Source organism: Streptomyces hebeiensis (assembly GCF_052983195.1).
This window is the reverse complement of the sequence record NZ_CM129812.1, coordinates 4,606,133-4,631,244: the sequence shown is the minus strand read 5'-3', so window position 1 is coordinate 4,631,244 and position 25,112 is coordinate 4,606,133. Positions and strand designations below refer to the sequence as shown.

At 72.6% G+C, this 25,112-nt stretch carries 19 protein-coding genes and 3 pseudogenes; 7 read left to right on the top strand and 15 right to left on the bottom strand.

The annotated features are described in order from the left end of the window. Nucleotides 1-12: 12 nt before the first annotated feature. The 4 genes from ACU6P3_RS20015 to ACU6P3_RS20000 all read right to left on the bottom strand — a co-directional run bounded on the left by ACU6P3_RS20015 (nt 13) and on the right by ACU6P3_RS20000 (nt 4,143). A complete protein-coding gene (locus tag ACU6P3_RS20015) occupies nt 13-312 on the bottom strand; it encodes a hypothetical protein (protein ID WP_447193489.1) in 300 nt (99 codons plus the stop codon). Between the two features lie 335 nt (nt 313-647). Then, the gene (locus ACU6P3_RS20010; protein WP_447193488.1) at nt 648-1,613 is read right to left on the bottom strand and encodes an SDR family oxidoreductase; all 966 of its coding nucleotides are present in this window, start codon (nt 1,611-1,613) and stop codon (nt 648-650) included. Continuing rightward, the gene (locus ACU6P3_RS20005) at nt 1,610-2,587 is read right to left on the bottom strand and encodes an alpha/beta fold hydrolase (protein WP_447193487.1); all 978 of its coding nucleotides are present in this window, start codon (nt 2,585-2,587) and stop codon (nt 1,610-1,612) included. Before ACU6P3_RS20005 ends, ACU6P3_RS20010 begins: the two co-directional genes overlap by 4 nt. Then, a complete protein-coding gene (locus ACU6P3_RS20000; RefSeq protein WP_447193486.1) occupies nt 2,584-4,143 on the bottom strand; it encodes a flavin-containing monooxygenase in 1,560 nt (519 codons plus the stop codon). Before ACU6P3_RS20000 ends, ACU6P3_RS20005 begins: the two co-directional genes overlap by 4 nt. A gap of 180 nt (nt 4,144-4,323) precedes the next feature. Between ACU6P3_RS20000 and ACU6P3_RS19995 the strand changes: the two genes are divergently transcribed. Further along, the gene (locus ACU6P3_RS19995) at nt 4,324-4,968 is read left to right on the top strand and encodes a MerR family transcriptional regulator (protein ID WP_447197974.1); all 645 of its coding nucleotides are present in this window, start codon (nt 4,324-4,326) and stop codon (nt 4,966-4,968) included. 143 nt (nt 4,969-5,111) lie between these two features. Here the strand turns inward: ACU6P3_RS19995 and ACU6P3_RS19990 are convergent, their stop codons facing one another. The 3 genes from ACU6P3_RS19990 to ACU6P3_RS19980 form a co-directional block, all read right to left on the bottom strand. Further along, nucleotides 5,112-5,924 (bottom strand): exodeoxyribonuclease III, encoded by an 813-nt coding sequence (locus ACU6P3_RS19990; RefSeq protein ID WP_447193485.1) that lies wholly within the window; start codon nt 5,922-5,924, stop codon nt 5,112-5,114. Nucleotides 5,925-6,021: 97 nt separating this feature from the next. After that, nucleotides 6,022-6,429 (bottom strand): rodlin, encoded by a 408-nt coding sequence (locus ACU6P3_RS19985; RefSeq protein ID WP_344281347.1) that lies wholly within the window; start codon nt 6,427-6,429, stop codon nt 6,022-6,024. Between the two features lie 200 nt (nt 6,430-6,629). After that, nucleotides 6,630-7,040, bottom strand: a complete 411-nt coding sequence (locus tag ACU6P3_RS19980) for a rodlin (RefSeq protein ID WP_447193484.1) — start codon at nt 7,038-7,040, stop codon at nt 6,630-6,632. Between the two features lie 315 nt (nt 7,041-7,355). Between ACU6P3_RS19980 and ACU6P3_RS19975 the strand changes: the two genes are divergently transcribed. The 4 genes and pseudogenes from ACU6P3_RS19975 to ACU6P3_RS19960 all read left to right on the top strand — a co-directional run bounded on the left by ACU6P3_RS19975 (nt 7,356) and on the right by ACU6P3_RS19960 (nt 11,169). Beyond that, entirely contained in the window at nt 7,356-7,766 is a 411-nt protein-coding gene (locus ACU6P3_RS19975; RefSeq protein WP_447197973.1) for a rodlin, read from the top strand. 386 nt (nt 7,767-8,152) lie between these two features. After that, nucleotides 8,153-8,380, top strand: a pseudogene (locus ACU6P3_RS19970) (chaplin); the annotation flags it as partial. 264 nt (nt 8,381-8,644) lie between these two features. Next, complete coding sequence (locus ACU6P3_RS19965) at nt 8,645-9,565, top strand: chaplin (protein WP_447193483.1); 921 nt, start codon at nt 8,645-8,647, stop codon at nt 9,563-9,565. Between the two features lie 305 nt (nt 9,566-9,870). Continuing rightward, nucleotides 9,871-11,169 carry a glycoside hydrolase family 26 protein gene (locus tag ACU6P3_RS19960; protein WP_447193482.1) on the top strand — a complete coding sequence of 433 codons (1,299 nt, stop codon included), beginning with the start codon at nt 9,871-9,873 and terminating at the stop codon, nt 11,167-11,169. 108 nt (nt 11,170-11,277) lie between these two features. Here the strand turns inward: ACU6P3_RS19960 and ACU6P3_RS19955 are convergent, their stop codons facing one another. The 8 genes and pseudogenes from ACU6P3_RS19955 to ACU6P3_RS19920 all read right to left on the bottom strand — a co-directional run bounded on the left by ACU6P3_RS19955 (nt 11,278) and on the right by ACU6P3_RS19920 (nt 23,188). Then, nucleotides 11,278-12,558 (bottom strand): GNAT family N-acetyltransferase, encoded by a 1,281-nt coding sequence (locus ACU6P3_RS19955; RefSeq protein ID WP_447193481.1) that lies wholly within the window; start codon nt 12,556-12,558, stop codon nt 11,278-11,280. A gap of 119 nt (nt 12,559-12,677) precedes the next feature. Then, nucleotides 12,678-13,994, bottom strand: a complete 1,317-nt coding sequence (locus tag ACU6P3_RS19950) for a YveK family protein (RefSeq protein ID WP_447193480.1) — start codon at nt 13,992-13,994, stop codon at nt 12,678-12,680. Further along, a complete protein-coding gene (locus tag ACU6P3_RS19945; RefSeq protein ID WP_447193479.1) occupies nt 13,991-15,214 on the bottom strand; it encodes a glycosyltransferase in 1,224 nt (407 codons plus the stop codon). The genes ACU6P3_RS19950 and ACU6P3_RS19945 overlap by 4 nt, the downstream gene beginning before the upstream one ends. A 137-nt stretch (nt 15,215-15,351) precedes the next feature. Continuing rightward, nucleotides 15,352-16,029, bottom strand: a pseudogene (locus ACU6P3_RS19940) (polysaccharide deacetylase family protein); the annotation flags it as partial. Nucleotides 16,030-16,069: 40 nt separating this feature from the next. Beyond that, nucleotides 16,070-18,091: a murein biosynthesis integral membrane protein MurJ gene (murJ, locus tag ACU6P3_RS19935; RefSeq protein WP_447197972.1), complete on the bottom strand. Its 2,022-nt coding sequence runs from the start codon at nt 18,089-18,091 to the stop codon at nt 16,070-16,072. Between the two features lie 95 nt (nt 18,092-18,186). Further along, nucleotides 18,187-19,710, bottom strand: coding sequence for an O-antigen ligase family protein (locus tag ACU6P3_RS19930; protein ID WP_447193478.1), 1,524 nt, complete (start codon nt 19,708-19,710; stop codon nt 18,187-18,189). After that, nucleotides 19,710-20,432: pseudogene (locus tag ACU6P3_RS19925) on the bottom strand (sugar transferase); the annotation flags it as partial. The gene ACU6P3_RS19930 and the pseudogene ACU6P3_RS19925, both read right to left, overlap by 1 nt. A gap of 1,361 nt (nt 20,433-21,793) precedes the next feature. Then, entirely contained in the window at nt 21,794-23,188 is a 1,395-nt protein-coding gene (locus ACU6P3_RS19920; protein WP_447193477.1) for a glycosyltransferase, read from the bottom strand. Between the two features lie 416 nt (nt 23,189-23,604). On the opposite strand from ACU6P3_RS19920, the gene ACU6P3_RS19915 reads away from it, so the two are divergent. Then, nucleotides 23,605-23,844, top strand: a complete 240-nt coding sequence (locus ACU6P3_RS19915; RefSeq protein ID WP_447197971.1) for a chaplin — start codon at nt 23,605-23,607, stop codon at nt 23,842-23,844. A 417-nt stretch (nt 23,845-24,261) separates the two neighbouring features. Then, nucleotides 24,262-24,951: a hypothetical protein gene (locus ACU6P3_RS19910; RefSeq protein WP_447193476.1), complete on the top strand. Its 690-nt coding sequence runs from the start codon at nt 24,262-24,264 to the stop codon at nt 24,949-24,951. Nucleotides 24,952-25,112 lie beyond the last annotated feature (161 nt).

Sequence of the window (25,112 nt, the reverse complement as noted above, 5' to 3'; positions counted from 1 at the left end):
GAGCGGGGCAGCTCAGTGGTCGAGGTCGATGTCCTCGTCCATGCCCATGTCCTCGTGCATGTCCTTGCGCATGTCTCCGCGTGCGTCCTGCCCCGCGCGCTGTCCCTGCTCGCGCCCGCCGCGCGCCCGGTCCTTGCCCTGTGCGCCCTGTGCGCCCTGTGCGCCCTGGCCCGGCCGGCCCGGCTTCGCCGACTGGCCGCGCTGCCCGGACCGCTGGGACTGGCCGGACTGGCGTTCCTTGTCCTTCATCTCGTCCTTCGCACGGTCACCGAGCTGCTGCGCCTTGTCCTTGAACTGGTCGGAAATGCCCATGGAAAGTCACTCCTGACAGGTGTGGGCGGCGCCGCGGCCGGGCTCGGACCGAAACGGACCGAGCCCGGCCGCGGCGTAGTGGTGTGACACTCGTCGAGGCCCCACCGACGTGTCCGAGGAACGGCGTGACGGGGCACGAGGGGGTCGTCGTGGCCGAGGCCGGGACCGCCCGGGTGGGGCCTCGACCAGACTGACACGCCCGGACATCACGCGCATTTCGACCAGTTCCGGCCAGCCCACGACCGCACCGCCCCTGGCGCCCCACTGCCCCACCACGGCCCACTGGCCCACTGGCCCACTGGCCCACTGCGGGTTCTCACACCTTCACCGCCGGGTCACCGTCCTCCCGTCCCTCGCGTCCTTCCCGCCCCTCCCGCACGCTCCTGCTCGTCCGCCTCCCCGCCCGCGCCCACCAGCCCCCGGCGCAGACCCGCCAGCCGGGGCCCGAACTGCCGCATCTCGCGCCGTCCGGCCAGGGCGATGAGCCCCGGCAGACTTCCGCGTACGGCCTGCAACGAGCGCAGCCACCCCTGCCCGTACACATGCGGGGAGCGCCGTTCGATCCCCTCGACGAGCCGGTCCACGGCCGGGCCGAGCGGGTAGGTGCGGTTCGCCGGCCACGGCAGCCGTTCGCGCAGCTCGCGCATCACCTCGTCGCGGTCCGCACCCCGCACCATGTCCGTGTCCGTCCAGGACAGGTAGCCGATCCCGACCCCGACACCGTCGTGGGCGACCTCGGTGCGCAGGCTGTGCGCGAACGCCTCTACGCCCGACTTGGACGCGCAGTACGCGGTCATCATCGGCGCCGGGGCCAGCGCGGCCAGCGAGGCGATCTGGAGGAGGTAGCCCCGGCTCTCCCGCAGCATCGGCAGGAACGTCCGGGCGGTCACCGCGCTGCCGATCAGGTTCACCTCGACGACCCGCCGCCACGCGTCCGGGGCGGAGTCCACGAACGGTCCGCCGGTGGCCACGCCCGCGTTGGCCACGACGATGTCGATCCGCCCGAAGCGCTCCTTGACCTCCCGCGCGACGCGGGCCATCGCCTCGTCGTCCGTGACGTCCGCGTGCCACAGGTCGCAGTCGGCGTGCAGCCGGGCGGCGACCCGCTTCAGCTCCTCCGGCTCCAGCCCGACGAGCGCCACCTTCACACCCCGCGCGGAGAGCTTGCGCGCCAGCAGCTCACCGACACCGCGCGCGGCGCCGGTGACCACCGCGACCCGCCCGTCCAGCACTCCGGAGCGGCGCCGAGTCCGGGTCCACGTCCGCGGCCAGGGCGGGACAACACCGGTACCGCCGCTCATGCCGCTCCCTCCGTCGCGCCGAGGTGACGGGTGCTCAGGTCGCGTATCGCCGCCGTGACGGCCCTGGGCACCTCCACCGGTGTCATGTGTCCCGCCCCGGGGAGTTCGGTGAGACCGACGCAGTCCGGCAGGGCCGCCGCCAGCGCCCGCGCGTGCACCGGCGGGGTCAGCCGGTCGGCCGTGCCGACGAGTACGGCGGTGGGTGCCCTCAACTCCCGGACCGAATCGTCGAGATCGAGCGCGTCGAGGACATGTGCCCAGCCGATCCTGCTGGGCCGGGCGCAGGCCTGCACGAGCCTGGCGCACTCGGTGACCGCCTCGGGGGCGCAGCGGGGGCCCATCGTGCCGTACCGCAGCAGCCACTTCGACACCGGCGTGACCGGCCCGAGCGGGAAGCGCGCGCCGAGGATCAGCCGGGTGAGCCGGGTACGCGGCCGGCCGGGGCGGAGCGGGAGCACCAGGCTCTCGGCGGTCAGCCGGGAACTGGCCGTGCTGCACAGCGCGACGGCCGCCGCGTGCCGCCGGAGGACGGGCCGGGGCGCGGCGGCCATCAGCGTCATCCCGCCCATGGAGTGCCCGACGAGCACCGCCTTCTCGTCCGGCGCCAGAGTGGCGGTGAGTACGGCCTCCAGATCGTCGGCCAGGGCCTCGGTGGAGTAGCCGCCCGGACCGGGCAGCGGTGAACGGCCGTGCCCGCGCTGGTCGTAGACGATCACCCGGTGGTCGGCGGCGAGACCCCGTATCTGTGGTGCCCAGAAGCGCAGGGAGCAGGTCCAGCCGTGCACCAGCACGACGGCGGGCCGCCGTCCGCGCCCACCGTCGTCCGGCGGCCCGCCACCGGCACCGGCACCGGCATCACCGGCGAGGGAACCGCCACCGGAACCGGCGTCCGGGGGTTCGAAGACCTCGACATGGATGCGTGAACCGTCGGCGGAGACGGCGGTCAGTTCACGCCCCTGGGGCAGCCCGCTCATCGGACAATCTCCCTCTCGTTCACGCTCGTCGTCGCGTCGTCCGGCCCGTCGCGGAAGGGGCGGATGACGTCGTACTCCGCGAGATCGACCTCCCGGGTGGCCCGCCGGAACTCGGCCGTCGTACCGGGCCAGATGGTGGTGTTACGCCCTTTCCCATCGAGATACCAGCTCGTGCAGCCGCCCGTACTCCATACGGTGCGTTTCATGCGTTCCTGCACCCGGTGGTTCCAGGCGCGCACGGCCGAGGGGCGCGCGCTCAGCGCCACCCGGCCGGCCCGGTCCGCGCCCCCGTCGCTCCCCCGGCCGCCGAGGTCGTCCAGCTTCCGCAGGTAGTCGGCCAGGTAGTTCAGCTGGGACTCGATCACCAGGATCATCGAGGAGTTCCCGAGCCCGGTGTTGGGTCCGATGATCGTCATCCAGTTGGGGAACCCGGCCGCGGTCGAACCGCGCAGCGACTCCAACCCGTCCCGCCACGCCTCCGCGAGCGTACGGCCGTCGGCGCCCACCACCCGCTCGGCGATGGGCATGTCGGTGACGTGGAAGCCGGTGGCGAAGACGATCGCGTCCACCTCGGCCTCCGTACCGTCCGCCGCGACCAGGGTGGAGCCGCGCACCTGGGCCAGCCCGGAGGCGACCACGTCGACATCAGGCCGGGCGAGCGCCGGGTAGTACGTGTCGGAGAGCAGGACGCGCTTGCAGCCGATGCGGTACGAGGGCGTCAGCCTGGCCCGGAGCCCCGGGTCCTTGACGGCCCGGGCGAGATGGGCCTTGGCGAGGGACTCCACCAGCCCCAGCCCGCCGTGCCGCCGGGTGAAGAAGTTGACCTGCAATTCCCGTACTGCCCAGAGGAGTTGCCGCCGCACGGAGCCGGTGATCGGCACCGCCCGGTGCAGTCGGCGCTCGGACCGTGAGATCGCCCGGTCCCGGCGCGGCAGCACCCAGGGCGGCGTCCGCTGGAAGAGCGTGAGGCGGCCCGTCTCGGGCTGGATCGCCGGGACGATCTGGATCGCGGAGGCACCGGTGCCGACCACGGCGACGCGCTTGCCGCGCAGGTCGTACTCGTGGTCCCAGCGGGCCGAGTGGAAGACCTTTCCCGGGAAGGTGTCGAGGCCGGGTACGTCGGGGACGCGGGGGTCGGACAGCGGCCCGGTCGCGGACACGACGACCTCGGCGGTGCAGGTGCCCCGCGAGGTCTCGATCTCCCAGCGCAGCGCCGCCCGGTCCCAGCGCGCCATCAGGACCTCGTGGTTCAGGCGCAGATGGGGCCGGAGCCCGAAGGTGTCCGCGACCTTCTCCAGATACGCCCGGATGTGGCGCTGCCCCGAGAAGGCGCGCGGCCAGTCGGGGTTCGGCGCGAACGAGAACGAGTACAGGTGCGAGGGGATGTCGCAGGCGCACCCGGGATAGCTGTTGTCCCGCCAGGCGCCGCCGACGGAACCGGCGCGCTCCAGGACGACGAAGTCGGTGACGCCCTCCCGACGCAGCCGGACGGCGGCGCCCAGCCCGCCGAATCCGGATCCGATCACCGCGACGCGTACATGTTCGTTCCGGTCCATTCCGCTCCGCCTCCTGACCACGTCACCGACAGCGCCCCGAACCACGCCAGTAATCACTGGCGTGGTGGGGAGCGTAGGGCAGCTCTCTACTCATGGGTAGGGCCTGGGCGACAGGAAGTTACCGGCGGTACGAGAGGGATGGGGCGAGGACTCCTTAGGCTGGCGACCATGGAGTACCGCATGGAGGAGCTGGCCCGGGAGGCGGGCATCACGGTGCGCACCGTGCGCTTCTACCGGGAACGCGGCCTGCTGCGGCCCCCGCGCCGGGAGGGCCGGGTCGCCTGGTACGACGACCGGCACCTGGCCCGGCTCCGCACGATCGCGGCCCTGCTGGAGCGCGGCCACACCCTCAACGGCATCGCCGACCTCGCCACGGCCTTCGAGAGCGGCCGGGACGTGGGCGAGGTGCTGGGCCTGGGCGAGCCCACCGAGGAGACCCCGGTGCGGCTGACCCCGGAGGAGCTGGCCGACCACTTCGCGGGCGAGGTCACACCGGAGAACCTGGCGGCGGCCCTCGATCTCGGTTACCTCGCCACGGACGGCGAGGCGCTGGTCCACATCAGCCGCCACCTCCTGGAGGTCTCGGCCGCGCTGGTACGGGCGGGGGTCCCGCTGGCCGCGGTCCTCGAGACCGGCCGCCGGGTCCGCGCCCACACCGAGGCCCTGGCCGAGCTGTTCGCGACCCTGGCCCAGGACCACGCCGCCACCGCGCCCCCGGCCGAACTCCGCCCGCTGGCCCGGAGTGTGGTGACGGCGGAACTCTCCCTGGCCCTGGACCGCCGCCTCCGCTCGCCCCGCGATCCGAAACCCGCCCGGAAAACCTGACATACCGGCGGGACGGCCCGCCGGCGGGGCAGGGACGGAGCGGCGCCCCCGTCCGCGGCCGCGCCGGCGAACGACATGGCACGCGTCGTTTCCCGGCGGACACACGGAAACGGCCCGCGCCCGGGCGGCGCCGCCCGGGCCCCTTACGCAGGCGCGGTCCCCAGGTCGAAGACCGCCGTCACGGGCGCGTGGTCGCTCCACCGCTCCGCGTGACTGGCAGCGCGCTCCACGTACGCCTTGACCGCGGCCCCGGCCAGCCGAGGTGAGCCGACGACGAGGTCGATGCGCCACCCGGTGTCGTTGTCGAAGGCCCGCCCCCGGTACGACCACCAGGAGTACGGCCCCTCCTGCTCCGGGTACTGGGCCCGGACCACGTCCACGTAGCCCGCCTCGTCGAAGACCCGGGTCAGCCAGGCGCGCTCCTCGGGGAGGAAGCCGGAGGAATTGCGGTTGCCCCGCCAGTTCTTGAGGTCCGCCTCCTGGTGGGCGATGTTCCAGTCACCGCACACCACCACCTCGCGCCCGTCGGCCGCCGCGCGCTCCCGCAGCCGTGACAGGTACGGCAGGAACTCCGCCATGAAGCGCGCCTTCTCCTCCTGCCGCTCCGTACCGACCTCGCCCGACGGCAGGTAGAGGCTGGCCACGGTCACGCCCGGCAGGTCGATCTCGGCATAGCGCCCGCTGCCGTCGAACTCCGCGCTGCCGAATCCCACCCGCGTGCGCTCCGGCTCCCGCCGGGACAGCAGGGAGACCCCGGCCCGGCCCTTGGCGGCGGCGGGCGCGTGGAGCACGTGCCAGCCCGCCGGCTCTCGTACGGCCTCGGGGAGCTGGTGCGGCTCGGCCCGTACCTCCTGGAGGCAGACCACATCGGCGGAGGTCCGCTCCAGCCACTCCAGGTACCCCTTCTTGGCGGCGGCACGGAGGCCGTTCACGTTCACGGTCGTCACGGTGAGCATCCCGGCACCCTACCGGCCCCCGCCGAGCCGCCCCGGAACAGGCCGAAGGCCCGGACCGGGCGCGCGATGCTTCCGGTCCGGGCCTTCGGGCGGCAGGTCAGCGGTTGCCGACGCCGTTGCCGGAGAGGACCGGGATGTCGTCCAGGATGTGCGACAGCGGCTCGTCACCCTTGGCCTGGGTCGAGTTCTCCGTGCACTGCTGGTTCTGCGGGTTGGACAGGACGTTGACGTCCTGGACCGCGACGTTCACGAGGCCGATGAGCGAGCCGACGTTCGCCTTCAGCGGCAGACCGATGCAGGGCTTGTTCAGCGTGCCCTGGACCAGGCCCAGCTGCGGGCTCATGTTGCCCTTGGTCGCCTGGTTGCCGAACGCCTGCTTGGCACCGTTGCCGCTGAACGAGTTCGTCCCACCGTCATCGGCGATGGCGAACGCCGGCGACGCGGCGGCAGCCGTGGCTCCGACGATCGAGGCCGCTACAGCAGCGGTTGCCCACAGCTTCTTCATTTAAATACCTTTCCGGAAAGTCCGACTCCACCGGTGGAGTCCGCCTTGCTTAACCCGCCGATGGGTGGATTAGTTTCGGCAGTTCCCTCGAATGGCTTAACGCACTTGTCAGATAAAAAGGCCGGATCGCCGCGACCAATGCAACGGCGTTCCGGCCTCCGCTTTTCTGCCGGGACTCGGGATGCGAAACCCGTCTCCCGTCAGCGGTTGCCCGCACCGTTCCCGGAGAGCAGCGGAATGTCGTTGAGGATGTGCGACAGCGCCTCGTCGCCCTTGGCCTGCGTCGAGTTCTCGACACACTGCTGGTTCTGCGGCGAGGACAGGATGTTGAGGTCCTGGACCCCGATGTTCAGGAGACCGAGGACCGAGCCGACGTTCGCCTTGGCCGGAAGGGCGATGCAGGGCTTGTTGAACGACCCTTGGATGAGCGCGATCTGCGGGCTCATGTGCCCGTACGTCGCCATGTTGCCGAACTGCTGCGTGGCAAAGTTGCCACTGGCCGACGTGACGCCGCCGTCATTGCTGATGGCGAGCGCGGAGGGCGCCGTGGCGGCGGACACGCCCACCACGGAGGCGGCGATGGCCGTGCCGGCCATGACCTTCTTGATCACGATGAGTCCCCTTCTGAAGGATGCCCCACTGTCGCCGGGGCCCCCTGAGCAACTCGTGACGGCCGTTCAGGTTCCGTCCGCACGCATCAACTCACTCCAACGGTCTATTACCGAGGGTTACGAGGGCGAAGAAAGGGAATACCGCCCGATTGGCGATTTATCGGATGGTCCGGCGACTCCAATGCCTCCGGCCGCCCGGAGGCAATGCCGGAGGCGCCACTAACCGATCGGGTGAAGCAGCGGAACCAAACCGGCGGCCCTCGGTTGTTCAGGTCGCTCCACATGCATTCGCTGAGAAGAAGAGGAACAACCGTGATCAAGAAGGTTATGGCCGGCGCGGCCCTCGCCGCCTCCGCCATCGGCATGTCCGCCGCGGCGGCACCGTCGGCGTTCGCCATCGCCGACGACGGTGGGACGAACTCGTTCAGCGGCAACGGCGCCGAGTCGTCGTTCGGCAACCAGGTCACCAAGGGCCACATGAGCCCGCAGGCGGAGCTGATCCAGGGCTCGCTGAACAAGCTGTGCGTCGGCCTCCCGGCGAAGGTGAACGCCGGCTCGATCGTGGGCATCATCGCCAACGTCGCGGTCCAGGACGTCCAGGTCCTGTCCAACCCGCAGAACCAGCAGTGCACGGAGAACTCGACCCAGGCCAAGGGTGACGAGCCGCTGTCGCACCTCCTGGACGACATCCCGGTCCTCTCCGGCAACGGCGTCGGCAACCACTGACCGCCGACCAGGCGCACGGCCGTCCGGGCACACCCGGACACACTGACACCCCGGTCCCACGGATCGATGGCGGGCCGACGGGGGCAATGGCGCCCCTGTCGGCCCGTAGTGCGCTCAGGCCCTAGTCATACCGTCGCCTCATCGCACGAACAGCACGGAACCGGGTCGACGGAATGCCCGACACACCGCGACGGTGTGAGAAGAACCCCCTTGCCGCAGCAACCGAGTGACAGCGAAAAGTCTTCAAAACAGGCCAGTTTCCTCGCCTCCCTTCCGTCGTTGGAGTTCCCGCAGCGGGCATGGAAGCCGAGGCCCGAGAGGGTGACGCTCGCGTACGCACGAAAGCCGTGCGGACGAACTGGCCGCTGCGGAAAGGGCTCAGAACAATGAAGTGCACGAAGATCGCTGCGGCCACCGCGGGGCTGGTCCTCGCCCTCGGCGCCGCGTCTCCCGCGATGGCCGACGCCGAGTCCGAGGCGGTCGTCGCCAACTCCCCGGGCGTCCTGTCCGGGAACAACATCGCGGTTCCCATCCACATCCCGATCAACCTCTGCGGCAACACGATCGACATCATCGCGCTGCTCAACCCCTCCAGCGGCAACGTCTGCATCAACGCCGACGTCGAAGAGGAGGAGAAGAAGGGCCACCACGGCCAGAAGAAGGGCCACCACGGCCAGCAGAAGATGGGCCACCACGGCCCGCAGCACATGGAGTGACGACGCCCTGACGTCGCACTGATGTTGTGCGGGCACCCCTCTGGGTGCCCCGGCCGGTCCCGCAAGCGCACGCGGTACGCGCTTCGGGACCGGTTCCCGTTGGATCGAATGATCCCCCGTCACACAACTGCTCGCCGTACGGCCGGCAGGAGGAGAAACCAGATGCGAGATCTCATCAGCAAGGGACTGCTGACCGCCGCGGCCGCGTCGAGCGTGCTGTCCCTGAGCAGCGGTTACGCGACCGCGGTGGAGGCCGACGGAGCCGCCGTCGGATCACCGGGAGTGCTGTCGGGCAACAACGTCCAAGTACCCGTGGAGATCCCGATCAACGTCTGCGGGAACACCGTGGACCCGGTCGGAGTGCTCAACCCCGCGTTCGGCAACGCCTGCGCCAATACGTCGGGCACGTCCGCGCACTCGTCCGAGCAGGCGTCCTCCGTGCACGGACGTCCCTCCTCGCCCTCCGTTCCCCCGGCGCGGCAGTCGCACCCGGCCCCGCCGTCCCACGGCGCGCCCCCCGCGAACTCGACCCGCCCGGCACCGCAGGCCGACGACGAGCACACACCGCCCGGCCACATCATTCACCGCGACCACGCGCCGAAGCCGGACGGCGGCGGTTCCACCGCCACGGGGCTGGCGCAGGGCTCGCCGGGCGTGGGCTCGGGCAACAACGTGGCAGTGCCGATCGACGTCCCGGTGAACCTCTGCGGGAACTCGGTGGACGTGGTCGGCGTCCTCAACCCGGTGTTCGGCAACTTCTGCGGGACCAAGGCGGCTCAGGCCACTCCGCGAACGCCGCACGTACCGGCGCAGCCCCCGGGTCCGCAGCGCCCCGATGAGCCGGTCAGCCCCGTGGGCCCCGGCGTTCCCTCGTCGCCCGCCGACCGAGCCGTGCCGCCGGCCCCCGCCCCGCACGGTCCGGCACACCCCGGCTCGGCACCCGCCGCCGACGCCCCGGCCGGCCCGCGACTGGCGTCCACCGGTGCCGACTCCCACCTCTTCACGGGTGCGGCGCTGAGCGCCGGTCTGCTGCTCGGCGGCGCGATCCTCTACCGGCGGAGCACGGCGGCGACGCGCCGCTGACGCTCGGGCACGCCCGGCCCGTCCGGGAGAATCACGCCGGATTCTCCCGGCGGGACACGCCCGGCGGCTCAGCACAGCGGGACCGCCTGCCGGACTGCCCGCGTCGTCATCCGGCCCGTCGGCCATTCTCTTCCGCCTCCGCCGCTCGGCCGCCGATGGCCCATGCGGGGGATGAAATGCACGGACGGTCTACGGAAAGACCGAGGCCGGATTCCCGTTCGGCTTACTAGAAATACTTATGAGGAGCGAGGTGATCACAGGGCCGGGAGACCAGCCCGTGCGAGTGCGAACGACGAGGAGCGGACATGCCCCATCGACAGCGGCGGCGCCGGACGACCTGGCCCGGGCTGCTCATGGCCGCTTTTCTCGTTTCCGGAGTGACATCGCCCGTGCCGAGCCGCGCGGCCGAACCGGACGACGACGGCCGGACGAACCCGCCACCCGCGGCGGCGCCCGCGCTGGGCGCGTATCTCGACTACGGTCCGACCGGCGTGCGCCGCATCGCCAAGATGCAGAAATGGCTGGGCGGTACGGAATTGCGCGTCGGGCACACCTATCTCCCCGGCGACGTGTGGGAGAACATCGAGGGGAAGCCCTCCTTCCTGGCGGACTGGGCCGCGTGGCGCAAGGCCAAGAAGGACCGGATGTTGGTGCTCAACGTGCCCATGCTGGAACACCACGAGAAGCGGGCCCGGGACAAGACCGTCCGCAGTGAGCTGCGCAAAGGTGCGCGAGGGAGCTACGACAAGCATTTCGCGACCCTGGCGCGACGGCTGGTGCGGCTGGGGGTGCCCGACACGGTGATCGTGCTGGGCTGGGAGATGAACGGAGTGACGTACAGGCACCGCTGCGGTCCCGATCCGGCGTCGTGGAGGAAATACTGGCGGCACATCGTCACCGCCATGCGTTCCGCGCCCGGGCAGAAATTCCGTTTCGATTTCGCCCCGAACCGCGGCCGGGACGACGTTCCCTGGACCTCCTGTTACCCCGGTGACGACGTCGTGGACATCATCGGCATGGATTCCTACGACCAGCCGCCGGCCAAGACCTTCGACGAGCAGGTGAATGAACCCTACGGGCTGCGCAAGCACGTCGAGTTCGCGGCCGAGCACGGAAAGGTCATCTCGTATCCGGAGTGGGGCCTGTTCCGCCACGGGGACAATCCCGAATATGTGCGCCGCATGCTGCACTGGTTCGACACGTACAAACCGCTGTACAACACCGTCACCGATTACTGTCCGCACGGCGTATGGCAGTGCGCCAAGAATCCGGAGTCGTCGAAGGTCTTCCGTTCCACGCTGTACGGTCAGGCCGGGAAGCCGCCCGCACCGGCGAAACCGCCGCCCACCGAGCCCGGGAGGCCGACGCCGGGGGAGCCGGGACCTGTCCCGCCGGATCCTGGGCCGCCACCCGATCCGGCCGACCCCTGGGCGCCGGAGGACCCCTGGGTGCCCGAGGAGCCGTGGGTGCCGGAAGAGCCGGCGGAGGACTGCGAACCGATGAACCTCGGTTCCTGGATCGAGCGGTGGCTCGGCGGGTCCCTTTGCGTCCCCTTCACGTGGCAGGGGCTGGACCGGGAGGACCGGAGGGACCGGGACTTCTGACCGAACCACCACCGCTTCCCGGTCCGAGCAGCGCAGTGGCCGGGGAGCGGCGGCGGAGGGCCGCTCCCGCCTCCCCGGCGGTTCGGCGCACGGCGTCGGATACCGGCGTCAGCCTCTGACGTTGTCTCTGCCTCTGCCCCTGCCCTTGTCCTCGCACGCCGCGCGGCCGCCCTCGGCTCTTGCCCGTTTGCCGGTACTCCTGGCACCGGCCTGCTTGCCGGTGCTCTTGGCGCTCGCCTGCCGGTCGGGCCTCGTGGCGCTCGACCGCTGATCGCCGCCGTGCCGCCCGTCCCCTGCCCGTAGTCGTTTGACGAGCGCGGCGGCCCGGCTCCGGCCCGCCGCGCGGGCGGCGACCAGCCACAGGACCGGCGCCAGGGCCGGCCGGGCCATCAGCAGTCGCTGGTTGCGCACGGTCTCGGGCCGCCAGTGGTGCTTGTACGGCTCGTCGCCGCGCAGCAGGCTCAGTGTGCTCCGGCCGCTCTCACCGATGTGCCGGACCGCGCTGCGCAGCAGCATCGTCGCCGCGTCCACCTTCCGGGCACGCAGCGTGGGGTCGACCCCGTAGAGGTAGCCGCCCTCCATCCGGCCCGACATCAGGGTGAGGTCCACGGCGACCACCTTCCCCTCCAGCCGGAACTCGGTGACGCGCGCGGTGCCGGAGGCCACCATCGATGTCACCGCGCGGGTCAGGTGGTCGGAGAACCGGGCGCTGAGGTGTTCCTGTGTGACACCGCGCCCCTGCCACTGAAGCCGGTGCAGCCCCAGCAGCCGGCCGACCGCGTCGGGGACCTCCGCCTCGGGCACCGGCCGTTCCTGGATGCCGAGCGCGTCCAGCTTGCGCATCTTGGCGCGGGCTCGCTGGGAGCGGGCGGTGGCGAGTCTGCCGAGCAGTTCGTCCATGGTGAGGGCGGGCAGTTCGAGGCAGAGGGAGTCGGGCAGCTCCCGGCGCGGGCCCCGCCAGCACGCGAGGACGCGTTCGGCGGCGGCTCCCGGCCGTACCTCCCGCAGGTCGATCACCGCCGTCCGGGCCGCGTTCGCGAGGGCGCGCGCCAGAGCCTCGGCCACCGCCGCTCCGTCCGGGCCCGCCGGGCCGTCGGGGCCTTCGTCCAGCAGGACATCGCAGTAGTCGGTGATGCCGGTGCCGATCGGTACGAGGACCGGGAGCGCGCCCCGGACCAGCATCAGCGGTGCGGCGGCGACCAGTTCCCCGTCCCGGTGTACGAGGACGACCCGGAGCCGGCCCCGTTTGCCGTACGACAGCCACCACGAGTACAGCCACGCGTGGCACTGGAAGGGAGTGGCGTTGCGGGAGCGGCGGTGGAGCGCGTCCCAGGCGGGGGCGAGTTCGGCGAAGCGGTCGGTGTCGCGGCACAGCTCCGTGGTGAACACCGGCTTCGGCACCGCACCGGCCGGGCACGCCGGTGCCGGTGCCGGTACGGAAGCGGGCGCAGGGGCGGGCGACCGGACCGGAGCGACGGCGCCGGTGGGACTCACGCGCTGACCGGCGGTCATGACACCGGCTCCGGCTGGGGGTGGGAAGCGGTCGCCGGTGCCGGAACGGACGCCGCCGGGGAGGCGGGGACCGCGGGCGACGCCGAGAGCGCCTGGGTTTCCGGGGTCGCGGAGGTCACGGAGGTCGCGGAGGTCACGGAGGTCGCGGAGGTCACGGAGGTCGCGGAGGTTTCCCGAGTGTCCGGGGTCACCGGTGCCTGCGGGGTCCGCGTGTCCTTCGGAACGGCCGTGGGGGCCGGGGCGGGTGCGGGCGCGGCGGCCGTCACGACGGCGTCCTCGTCGGTCCGCCGCCTCGGCAGCACCAGCAGCCCGAGCCCGCCGACCAGCCCGCCGGCGCAGCCGCCGACCAGGGCCGCCAGCGGCGCGGAGACGGAGGCCGGGCTCTTCGGGGTGACGGCGCGCGAGAGCTGGACCACCCGCACGTTCGTACTGCCCTGCATGTGGAAGCCGTTGGAAACAAGCGCACGCGCGACACCGTCCGCCATGGCGACGGCGGCCGACGGCTTCGTCGAGGTCGCCGTCACGGAGATCATCGGGGCGTCCGGTGACGTGGCCGTGCGTACCGCGGACCTGAGCTCCTCCGCCGGGACGCCGGCCCAGATCTGCGCGTCGGCGAGCACGGCGACCTGGGAGGCGACCCGTCCGTACGCCGTCGCGAACCCGAGCGCGGCGGTCGGGTCGGACCTGTCGGTCGGTACCACCAGGACATAGCTGGTGGCGGTGTACTCGGGCGTCCGCAGCGTGCCGTAGAGGCCGCCGGCCAGCGCCCCGCCGAGGACCGCCACCGGCACGACCCACCGCACGGGCAGCCCCTTGGGCCGCAGCGACCACGAGCGGGACCGCGGGGCAGCGGGCCGGTCGGCGCCCCCGTCCGGGACGGGCCGGGCCGGGCGGACGATCTTCCTCAGCTTCAGCGTCGTACCGTTCGAGGCGTCGTCGGAACGTGTGCCCGGCGTACTGGAGGGGGCGGCCGAACGGGAGGGGCTCGGCTTCCCGCTCTCCTTCTGTTGTGTCCGCCCCGCCTTGGCGGCCTGCCCGGTCTTCACGGCCTGCCCGGTCTTGGGCGGCTGCCCCGTCTTGGCCGACTGGCTCGCCTTGGAAGGCTGGCTCGCCTTGGAAGGCTGGCTCGCCTTGGAGGGCTGGCTCGCCTTGGAGGGCTGGCCCACCTTGGCCTCCGGCGGGCCCGCCTCGACCGGCTGACCGGCCTTGTCCGCCTGACTCGCCTTGCCGGGCTGACCCGTCTTGCCGGACTGGTTCGCCGAATTCGGCTGACTCGGCCGGCTCGACGGACTCGGCTGACTCGACTTGCTCATGGACAACTCACCTCTCGGATGGCGGCGACCGGGCCGCGCACGGCGTTCTCGTAGACGGTCATCAGCTGTTCGGCACTGTGGGAGATGTCGTAGTGGAGCGCGGCCGGCGGCACGGACAGCCTGTGCCGCCCGGCCTCCTGCCACGATTCGTGGGCCCGCGCATGGCACGCGTCCTGGAACGGACGCAGATCCGCGGCCAGTCCGGCGACCGAGCCACTGATGCGGCGCGCCCCCGGCGCCGCCTCGGGGGGCAGGTCGTGCAGGGCGGGACAGGTGACGTGGAGCACCGGGAGCCCGGCCGCCAGCGCTTCCACGACGGCCAGACCGAACGACTCGTCGGGGGACGTGGAGACGAAGACGTCCATGGCGGCCAGGAGGGACGGCAGGTCGGGCCCGCCGCCCGCCGGACACGGCGCGCCGTCGGCCGGTGGAACGGGAGGCGGAACGCGCGGCGGGTCCTCGCACGCCCCGTGCAGCAGGATCCGGCCGGCCGCTCCCAGCTCGTCGGCCAGTCGCCCGAGCCCGGCCCGCTCGGGCCCGTCCCCGACCAGCAGCAGCCGGGCGGAGGGCAGTTGGGCGACCGCCCGTACGAGCGTGTCGAACCGTTTGCCACGGGTGAGCCGTCCGACCCCGCCGACCACGAAGGCGTCGAGGGGCAGGCCGAGGCGGTCGCGCGTCGCGCGCCGGGCCACCGCGTCGAAGGCGAAACGTCCGACCTCGATGCCGTTGGGCACGACATGGATGCGGTCGCGCGGTACTCCCCAGCGCTCCAGCCGGCGGGCGACGGTGTCCGAGACGGCGACCGTGGCCGTGCCCAGGCGCTCCCCGGCCAGGTAGAGGGCCCGGGCGCCGGCGGACAGCGGCCGGCCCTCGATCTGGCTGGCGCCCAGGGAGTGCTCGGTGGCCACGATGGGCCGTACGCCCGCCAGCCGCGCCGCGAACCGCCCGTACAGGCACGCGCGGTAGAGGTGGGTGTGCACCAGGTCGTACCGGCCCTGCCGGACGAGCCTGGCCAGCCGGGGCAGGGCGCCGAGGTCCCGGTTCCCCGCCATGGCGAGGTCCCTGACCCGTACCCCGTCCGCCGTGATGCCTTCGGCGACGGCGCCCGGGTTGGTCAGGGTGATGACGTCGCTGTCGGTCGGCAGGTGCCGCAGCAGGAGCCGTAGCTGCTGCTCGGCCCCGCCGATGCCGAGACCGGTGATGATGTGCAGCACCCTCACGGCCCGGACCTCCGCGCGTCCGATACCGGTACGGATGCCTCCCGGCCGACGGTGGGCGACGCGGCCGGCGAGGCGACCGGTGACGCGGCGGACGGGCCAGGAGGCAGGCCGGCCCCCACCGGATAGGCGTCGAGCGCGGCCGGTTCGCGCCGCCACCGGTGCAGGGCCCACTTCATGCGCAGCCGCAGAGCGGTGTCCTTCTCCCCGACATGGATGCGCGGCAGGGCGAACACACCGGTGAGGGGGCCGGGGTTGATGGCGCAGCCGTACGAGTAGCCCGCCGCGCGCACCGCCTCGACGACCCGGGCGTCGACCGTTCCGTACGGGTAGCAGAAGCCCGCCACCTCGGCGCCGGTCAGTTCCCGCAGGAGTGCGCGGCTGCGCGCGGTCTCGGAGGTGAGGAGGGCGTCGTCGGCCTTGGTCAGGTCCGTGTGGCGCAGGCCGTGGGAGCCGATCTCCATGCCCGCCGCGGCGACGGCGCGGATCCCGTCCTCGGTGAGGAGGGGCTTGCGCGGACCGAGGCTGTCCCATTCGTTCGTACCGCCGAGGCGGCCGGGGAGCACGAAGACGGTGGCGGTGAACCCGAACCGGCGCAGCAGCGGTACGGCCCGCTCCAGGAAGTCCGCGTAACCGTCGTCGAAGGTGAGACCGACCAGACCCGCGCCACGCCCCCGCGCGCGGGCGCGCAGCAGCCGGTCCATGGTGACGCCGGTCAGGCCACGACGGCTCAGCCAGCCCAGCTGCCGCTCGAGCCGCCCGGGCGAGACGGTCACCTGGTAGGGGTCCTCCGTACGGTTCGCGACCGAGTGGTACATGACAGCCCGCAGAGGAGCGGACAGGGGGACGGGCACCGTGTCAGCGGGCATGGGCGCACTTTCGTGTGAGAAGACGGAGCAGGGGACGGAGGAGCGGGCGCAGCACGGTGTCCGTCTCGGGCACCCGCAAGGCCCGCGCGGTGCCGAGGAAGGCGGCGACGACGGCCGTGCAGCCCGCCGCCGCTCCCAGGACGGGCGCGGGAACGAGGGAGGCACAGAACCAGCCGGCGGCCACGGCGGCGGCCGCCGCCACGGCGAGCCGGATCAGGACCCCGGCCGTGTGCCGGGTCCTGATGGGAACGCTGCGGCGGCGCAGGCCGTACAGCATCACGGCGGCGGTGGAGGTGATGCCGAGGGCGTTGGCGGCGGCGATGCCGAGCACGCCCCATGCCTGGAGGAGCAGGGCGCCCGTGCCGGCGGTGAGCGCGAGCCCGCCGAGCATGGCGAGGGCGGGGAACCAGAGGGGGCGCGCGGCGGAGAAGTAGCAGCGCACGAGCGCCCCGACGAGTGTGTGCCCGAGCAGTCCGACCGCGTACACGCGCATCACGGCGGCGGTGGCCGCGGTGTCCGAGTGGTCGAAGGCGCCGCGTTGGAAGAGCACGTCGATGAACTGGGGCGCGCAGGCGATGACCGCGGCGGCGCCGATGAGCACGATGATCGCGGCCAGTGCGAGGTCGCGCTCGACGCGTCGCCGCGCCCGGCCGGTCTCCCCGGCGGCCATGGCGCGGGAGACGACGGGGAAGGTGACGGTGCAGATCATGAGGGAGAGGACCATGGGCATCTGCGCCACCTTCTGGGCGTAGTTCAGGTGCGAGATGGCCCCGGCGGGGAGGGGAGCGGCGAGGAACCGTTCGACGAGGACCTGCGACTGCCTGCAGAGCGCGAAGGCGACGACGGGCGCGATCAGGGCGAACACGACGGGGGTGGCACCGCTGTCGGCGGTCCGCGGCGGCTGCTCGCCACGGACCGGTACGGTGGCCGGCACGGCGACGGTGTCCGCCGCGGCAGCCGTTCCGGCCGGGTCCGCGACGGGGTTCGCGAGCGGCGTCGGCACCGGCGCGAGTCCGAGATCCGGCGACGGGCCGGACACGGGCACCGGTGCAGAAGGCCATACGGCCTCCGGTGCCGGACGCGACACGGACCCCGGTGCCGGGCGGGACGCGGACCCCCGTGCCGGTACCGGTTTCCGCCCCGGGCCGGCCTCCCGCAGCCCGCGCCACAGCACCGGAACCTGGAACAGCACCATCAGCACGCCGCCGACGGCGACCCCGGCGGCGGCCGCCCCCACTCCCCGGCTGCCGCCCGCCAGCAGCATCGTGGCGATGATGCCGAGGTTGTACGCGATGTAGATCGACGCCGGCACGACAAAACGGCCGTGCGCGCGCAGTGCCGCGCTGAGGTAGCCCGCGGCACCGAAGCTGAGCACGCAGGTCGCGGTCAGCCGGGTGCAGTCGACGGCGAGTTCCGTTTCGGGCAGCCCGGGGGCCAGGACGGCCACCACCCAGGGCGCGGCGGCCACCAGCAGGGCCGCGACCGCGCTCAGGGCCAGCAGCAGCCGGGGCAGCGTCGACCGCAGGAGCGCGCGTACCGGATCGTGGTCCGGACCCCGCCTGGCGGCCCGGCGGGCCAGCGCCATGCTGAACGCCGGTACGAGGACGAGCGCCATCCCGTCCTCGATGAGCAGGGTGGAGGCCACCTCCGGCACGGTCCAGGCGACCAGGAACGCGTCGGTCTCGTGGCCCGCTCCGTACAGCCGCGCGATGGTCTGGTCCCGGACCAGGCCCAGCAGTGACGCCACGGCGGTCGCCAGGGCGGCGAGGACGGCCGCCCGTGCCAGGAGCCGCCCGGACAGGAAGGAGGCGCGCGCGGCGCGCGGGGAACCGTCGCTTTCGCCGCCCGCACCGTCACGGGCAACACCAACGGCACGAGCGGCCCTGCCGGCGTCGTGGGCACCGCTCCCTCGCGTGGCGGGCGGTGGCACGACGGGAGCAGCGTCCGGCCCGGGCGCCGTGGGCACCACGGCCGGCCCGGACGCCGGGTCCGGCTCGGGTGCCACGGACATCGCGGCCGGCCCGGTTTCCGGGGCCGCCCCGGAAACCCGGGCCGCCCCGGAAACCGGGGCCGGAGGTGCCGCGGGAAGCGACTGCGTCGTCTCGCTCACGCGTGGACGACCTCCCGGTTCGACCGGCGGGGCGTCAGCGCCCACCACGCCACCAGGCCCAGCGCCACCGCGGTCAGCACGGTGGACGGGCCACCGATGTCCCCGTAACCGAAGCTCATCAGCTGCCACACCAGCAGACCGACCGCGACCAGACCGCAGTCGGCACCACCTGACCCACGGAAACCGCGAGAGGTGTGGGCACCTTGGGGCCCGCGGGGCCGCCGTGCCTCGTACAGCCGACGCAGCGCGCACACGAGGAGCGCCGCCCAGCCGCCGGCCAGCGCCATGAGGCCCACCAGCCCCTGCTCGCTGAGCACCAGCAGATACATGTTGTGCGGGGACAGCAACGGCTGACGCCGGAACTGAGCTCCGGCCCCGTCCGTGTCACTGGCGGCGGAGAGTGCCAGCGAGGCGTGGCTGTCGCGGTATTCGGGGAAGCCCTTCAGCCCGACGCCCGTGACCGGCCGCTCCTTCCAGATGTCGACGGCCGCGGCCCACATGACGTACCGGTCGCTGACGGACCGGTCCGGCGCGTCGGTGACCTGGGCGATGCTGCTGAGGCGTTCACCGACGAGCTTGGACCCGACGCCGAGACCGCCGACGAGCACGACTCCCAGCGCCCCCGCGACCAGCGCGGCCTTGGCGGCGCGACGCGGCCCGGAGAGGAGGAACTGGAGGGCGACCGCCACGGCGGTGGCGATCCAGGCACCCCGGCTGAAGGACAGTGTGAGCGGCACGGTGAGCAGACCGGCACACACGAGGGCGGCGACCCGCCACGCACGCGGTGCCCGCCCGGCCCGTCCTGTCCGGCCCGCCTGACCCGCCTGATCCGCCTGCCCCGCCTGGCCGCCGCCGAGCGCGAGTCCGACCGCGATGACCAGCCCGTACGAGACGACCGTGGCCATCCCCATCACGTCGGACGGCCCGAACGTGCCGACCGCGCGGATCTCCTCGCCCATGTACGAGGCGCCCGTACGAGTCAGGTACTGCACGACGCCGACCGCGCCCTGCACCAGCGCCAGCACCGCCACCGCTCCCGCGACCAGCCGGAAGTCCGTGCGGTCGCGGACGGTCAGCAGCACCGCGCCCGGCACCAGGACGAAGATCTGCAGGTAGCGCGCCAGCCCCGGCAGACCGGCCGCCGGATCGTGCGAGGCGACCGCCGCGACCGTCACCCCGAGCACCGGCAGGCCCAGCACCAGCGCGGCGGTACGGGTCAGCGGCCGGGCCCGTTCCCGCAACACCCGTACCAGGCAGTGCACCACCAGTAGCGCGGAGGCGATGTCCGCGGGCGTTCCGCCGCCCGCCGAGCCGCTCCCGGCCGATGTCGACGGTACGACGAGCAGCCCGATGACCACGACGACGGGCAGCAGCGGCGCCGACCGGTGGAACAGGGCCGCGGCCCACGGGTTCCCTGCCCACGCCCTGACGGCCCGCGTCCTGACGCGTCGCGCGACGCCGCGGAATGCCAGGCCCGGGCGGTCCTCGCCGAGCAGGGCTCCGGCGCTGTCGGCGGCCATCAGCTGCCCGCCGGTCGGACGAGGGACGCGGCGGTCCGCACGAGGATGCAGACGTCCTGCCACAGGGACCAGTGGTCGATGTAGTGGTTGTCGAAGCGCGACCGCTCCTCGATCGAGGTGTCCCCGCGCAGCCCGTGCACCTGCGCGAGGCCGGTGATGCCGACGGGCATCCGGTGGCGGGCCGCGTAACCCGGGAGCGTACGGCTGAAGTTGGCGACGAAGAAGGGGCGTTCGGGCCGGGGCCCGACCAGGCTCATGTCGCCGCGCAGGACGTTCCACAACTGGGGCAGCTCGTCCAGCGACGTACGGCGCAGGATGTTGCCCACGGCGCTCATCCGGTGGTCGCCCGCGATGTTCCAGCGGGTGGCGGACTCCTGCTCGTCGGAGGGTCTGAGCGTACGGAACTTCAGCAGCGTGAACGGCCGCCCGTCCTGGCCCACGCGCTCCTGGCGGAAGAGGACGCCGGGGCCGTCGGCCAGCCGGACCGCGAGGGCGCAGAACAGCAGCACCGGTGCGGCGGCGACCAGGATCGGGCCGGTGATCGCCACGTCCAGCAGCCGTTTGGCGACCCGCCCGCCCCGGCGCGCGACCGGCGGTTCCAGCCGGCGCCAGGAGAACCCCCACAGATGGCGCGCCATGGTGTCGTGGTCGGCCACCGTCTCCCAGGGGCCGACGCCGACGAAGGAGGTGGCGCAACCGTAGTGGTGGAACAGCGCGACGAGCGCGGAGCGGTCATGCTCCGCGACGGTTTCGAGGACCGGTGCCGCCGGCCCGGGAAGGTACTCGGCCACGAGACCGGCGGCGGCACCCGGACCCGGGCCCGCGCCGGTGCCCGGTGCGGGCCCGGCACCCTCGGAGGTCACGGCCCCGGCCGTCGCCACCGCCTCGGAACCGGCCGACGGCCCGATGAAGAGCGCTTCCTGGACGCCGTTCTGGATGATGGCGCGCTGGACCTCCGGGACCGAGGTGAGAACGGGAAGGTCGGGAGCGTCCGCGGGCGCGGAACCGCCCGCCCCGCCCGGAGCGCTTTCCCCGCCCCGCGCGGCGGCGCCACCGGCTTCGCCGGCCACTCCGGACCTGTCGGCCGCGGTGGCGGACGTTGCGCCCGCACCCGCGTCGCCCTCCGCGCCACCGTGGCCGTCGGCGGCCTCGGCGCCCCGTTCCCCGGGCCTCCTGGTGGCGAGCGAGGCGATACCGACGGGCCGCAGCCCGTACTCGGGGTGCTGGACGAGAAGGGCGGTCAGCCGGCGCGCCGAGTCGCCCGTCCCCACGACGAGGGCGGAACGCAGCCGGTCGCGCGCCCGCGCACGCCGACGCGTGTGAATCAGCGAGCGGCAGCAGACCGCGACGGCGATCTGCACGGCGACGCCGCTCAGCAGAGCGGTGAAACCGAGTGCGTGGGCGGGGAAGAGCGCGGCGAGCACGGCCGCCGCCGCGCACCACGACACGACGATACGGGCGCCTAGCGCCGGGAGCTGGTCGAGCCCCGACAGGGTGACATGGGGGCGGTACAGGCCCGCGAACGCGTTCAGCGTGGTCACGCCGACCACGAGCTGGGCTCCCAGGACGGTGTCCCGCTGTCCCTCGTCGAGGAGGACCACGGAGGACAGCAGGGCCGCGAACACGTCCGCCGCGACGAGCGGCAGCGCGAAGCGCGGCGAAGCGCCCGTCCTGCGGCGGGGCGGCAGCGGAAGGTTGTCGGTGGTGCCGCGCGGCGGGGCGACGGTGGATCGCGCGGGGGGTGAACTCGATGACGGGCTCGGCGACGGACTCGGGGACGGGCCGCCAGGCTGACCGGCCGTCTGGGGAACGGACTGACCGACCGCCTGAGCCATGGAATGCACGACGGCCTGCGCCTGGGACGAGGGCGAGGACGAGGAGGAAGTGGACGGGGACGGGGACGGGGACGGGGCGACTGTATGTCCGGCCGCGTGGGAGGCGGCCTGGGCCATGGCCTGGGCGACGGGCTCACCCGCCGGCGGCCCGATCGCCTTGCCCGGGGGAGCCGCCACCGGCTGCCCCTTCGGCTGGTCCGTCGTCGGGGCGGGCCCGGACGGTGGAGGAACGCTGGCTCTTTCCGTGCTCATCGGGGGGTCGGCTCCCTGCGGTCGGGGCGGGTCACTGCGGTGACCTGGCGGTACACGTCGGAGACGGCCCGCGTGGTCCGGCGTACGTCGTACGTGCTGAGTACGTGCTGGTGGCCCTGGCGGCCGAGGGCCACGCGCAGGTCTCCGTCCCGGAGCAGCGTCCCGATGGCGGTCGCCAGCGCCGTGGGGTCCTCGGGCGGGGCGAGACAGAACGGCTCGTGGCCGGCCGGCAGGCTCTCTCGCGCGCCGTCCACATCGCTGAGCACGACGGGGCGTCCGCTCGCCATGGCTTCCAGGGGCGCCAGCGCCATGCCCTCCCAGCGGGACGGCAGGACGACCAGATCGGCCGCGCGGTACCAGGGCGCGGGGTCCCGTACGGCCCAGGCGAACAGCACCGAGGGCGGCGCGGCGGCGCTCAGCGCCCGGGCGTCGGGCCCGTCGCCGACCAGGACGAGCCGGGCCCGGGGCAGTTGCCGTACGACCCGGGGCCAGGCCTTCAACAGGACGTCCTGCCCCTTCTGCCTGCACAGCCGGCCGACGCAGACGACGACGGGCGTGTCCGGGGCGAGCGCGGACAAGAGCGGCAGGGAAGCGCGAGCGGCCGCGATACCGGCGGCTTGGTGAGAGCCGCCGGAGCCGCCGGGGTCGTCAGAGCCGTCGGAGCCACCGGTACTGAAGGGCTTGTCGGGGGCGTCGGGATCCGTCCGTACGGGGCCGGCCCCGACGACATGAGCGTGCGGGGCGCCGGTTCGCACGGCGTCAACGTCGGCGTCGGTGTTGACGACATCGGTGCGCGCGCCATCGGCGGATTCCGCTCTTCCCCGAGCGGACTCCGGGGCCGCGAAGCGACGGACGTCGACCCCGTTGTGGATCACGGTCCAGGGGGCGTGCACCCCGGCGCGCTCGCCGGTGCTTCGCTCCGCCTCGCTGACACAGATGACGCGGTCGGTCCACCGTACGGCCAGCCGCTCCCAGCGTGTGACCAGCCGTTCGGTCGTCCCTCCCACCGCCTCGAACGACCAGGCGTGCGGCTGGAAGACGGTCGGCACCCGGCCGCGGACGGCCAGCCGGCCGGCGAACCCGGCCTTGGCGCTGTGTGCGTGGACGATGTCGGGGCGCACCCGCTCGACCAACCGTGCGACATCCCGGATCTCGTGGAACAACCGGAGGTTCGGATCGCGCGTCGCCCGCCAGGCGTGCACCTCCGCTCCCCTCTCGGCCGCCGCCCCGGCGAGCGGCCCCTCGACGGGGCAGGCCACAACGGCACGGAACCCCTCCGCCACCTGCGCCGCGACCAGGTCCAGGACCACCCTCGCCACACCGCCGTCGACCGGTTGGACGAGGTGGAGTGCGGTGAACAGGCCCGTGGGACAGTGGCGTGGAGACCGCACGTTCAACTCTTTCCACTCGTGGATACAAGGAGAGCAATCTCTCGACATGGGGACGCGACATTTCGCCCCTCAGCCCTTGGTCGCCCGAAACAAGATGGGACCTTTACAGAGCGCGGACTGAAAATCACGTCAGACGCGCAGAAACACGCTGAACGTAAAAAATGACTGCACTTCACGACCAGGGCAGACCGGCCCCGACCTCGACCCCGTGGGGTTCGTGGCGGCACGCTGCGGATTGGGGAAGGCCCGCACCGAAACGGACGGGCGGCACCCATTCGTGACTCTCCGCAGGTCCGAAGGCACTGTGTCACTCATTCGGGTGCGCAACCCATAAGCCATTCCGGCGTTGATTGTTTAGTCAGGCACACACGCCCGATGCTTATGCCGTTCCAGCTATGACTGAGGAGTCTTTCTCCATGTCGCGTATCGCCAAGGCCGTCGTTCTCTCCACGGCGGCCGTCGCCACCGTCGCCGGTGCCTCCGGCTCCGCCTTCGCCGACTCCGGCGCCAACGCCGCGGCGATCGGTTCCCCGGGTGTCATCTCCGGCAACGTCATCCAGGTGCCGCTCCACGTCCCGATCAACCTCTGCGGCAACACCATCGACATCGTCGGCCTGCTGAACCCGGCCTTCGGCAACGTCTGCGTCAACGGCTGACGGCGGCTCGCCGTACCAGTCGTGGCTGACGCGCCGTAATCGTCGAGCCGTGGCCATGGCCGCCCGGCCGTGATGGACATGGGAGCCGACAGCGTCACAGCGGAGCCGCTCTCTCCCTCGGGGCAGGGCGGCTCTTCGTTCTTCCGTGCCGCCTTCGTGCCGCGTTGCTCCGTACGGGACACGGTCGCCACTCTTTCAGCGGCGGAATCGCACACGGACACGTCACCGCAGGTCAAGTGAGGTATGGACACGGACACAGCACTCGACGCCCAGTACGCACGGTGACATATCGGTTGCGTATGGTATGCGCGGAACCCACGGTGAGAACACTCTCCCCGCCCCGTCCCGGAAGGATTCCGCATGCGTCGCCGCCCGTCCCGATCCCACCGTCCCGCGGTCACCGCCACGACCGCCGCGATGTCCGCCACTCTCTCCGCCGCCCTCGTGTTCGGTGCCACCACGGCGGCCGCCGCCTCCTCCCGCTCCCCCCTTCCGTCCCCGAAGCCCAGCACCTCAGCGTCCGGCACCACCGTCTCCAACACGTCGGTGTCCATTCACGAGATCGGTTCGCTCGATGACGCCGCGACTGTTCTGACGCCCTTCGCCAATCTGCTCAACGAGGTGTTCAAGGCACCCGGGGGCACACTCTCGGCCATCAAGATCGACAAGCACGCCAAGGAACTCGAGGCGGCCGTGGAAGCGCTGGAGAACTCGAAGGACTCCAAGCACGCGAAGGCCGTTGCGGACGCTGACGCGTCGGGGACGGTCACGTCCACTTCCGCCGGCTCCTCCGCAAGCGGCCGGATCGGCAAGGACGGCAAGATCACCCCGCTCACCCTCAGCTCCGACGAGGTGGCGACGCTCAAGAGAACGGCGGACCGGGTACTCAGAGCCGCCGGGAAGAGTGCCGGTCAGGACGCCGGCCAGGGCGCCGCGGCCGACGACAGGGCCCTGACCGGCGCCGCGCACGACGTCACCGCCGAGGCGGACGATCCGTGGACCGAGCTTCTGAAGTTCATCATCAAGGTCCTTCAGAAGGCCGGCATCCCCGTACCGAACCCGCCGGCGTCGACGGTCGGTACGGTCGGGACGACCGGCGCGCGCTGAGGTCCGGTCCGGGCACCGCAGCAAGGGCCGCCCCCGCCCTTCTCCGGGGATCCGGCGATTCCCCCGTTTCCGCCGCGACCGGACTTCGTTAGACATCGCGAGGCCGCTGACACGGCTTCACACCGAAGACGTCCAAGAGGACTGTGCGGAACGAGAGTTGT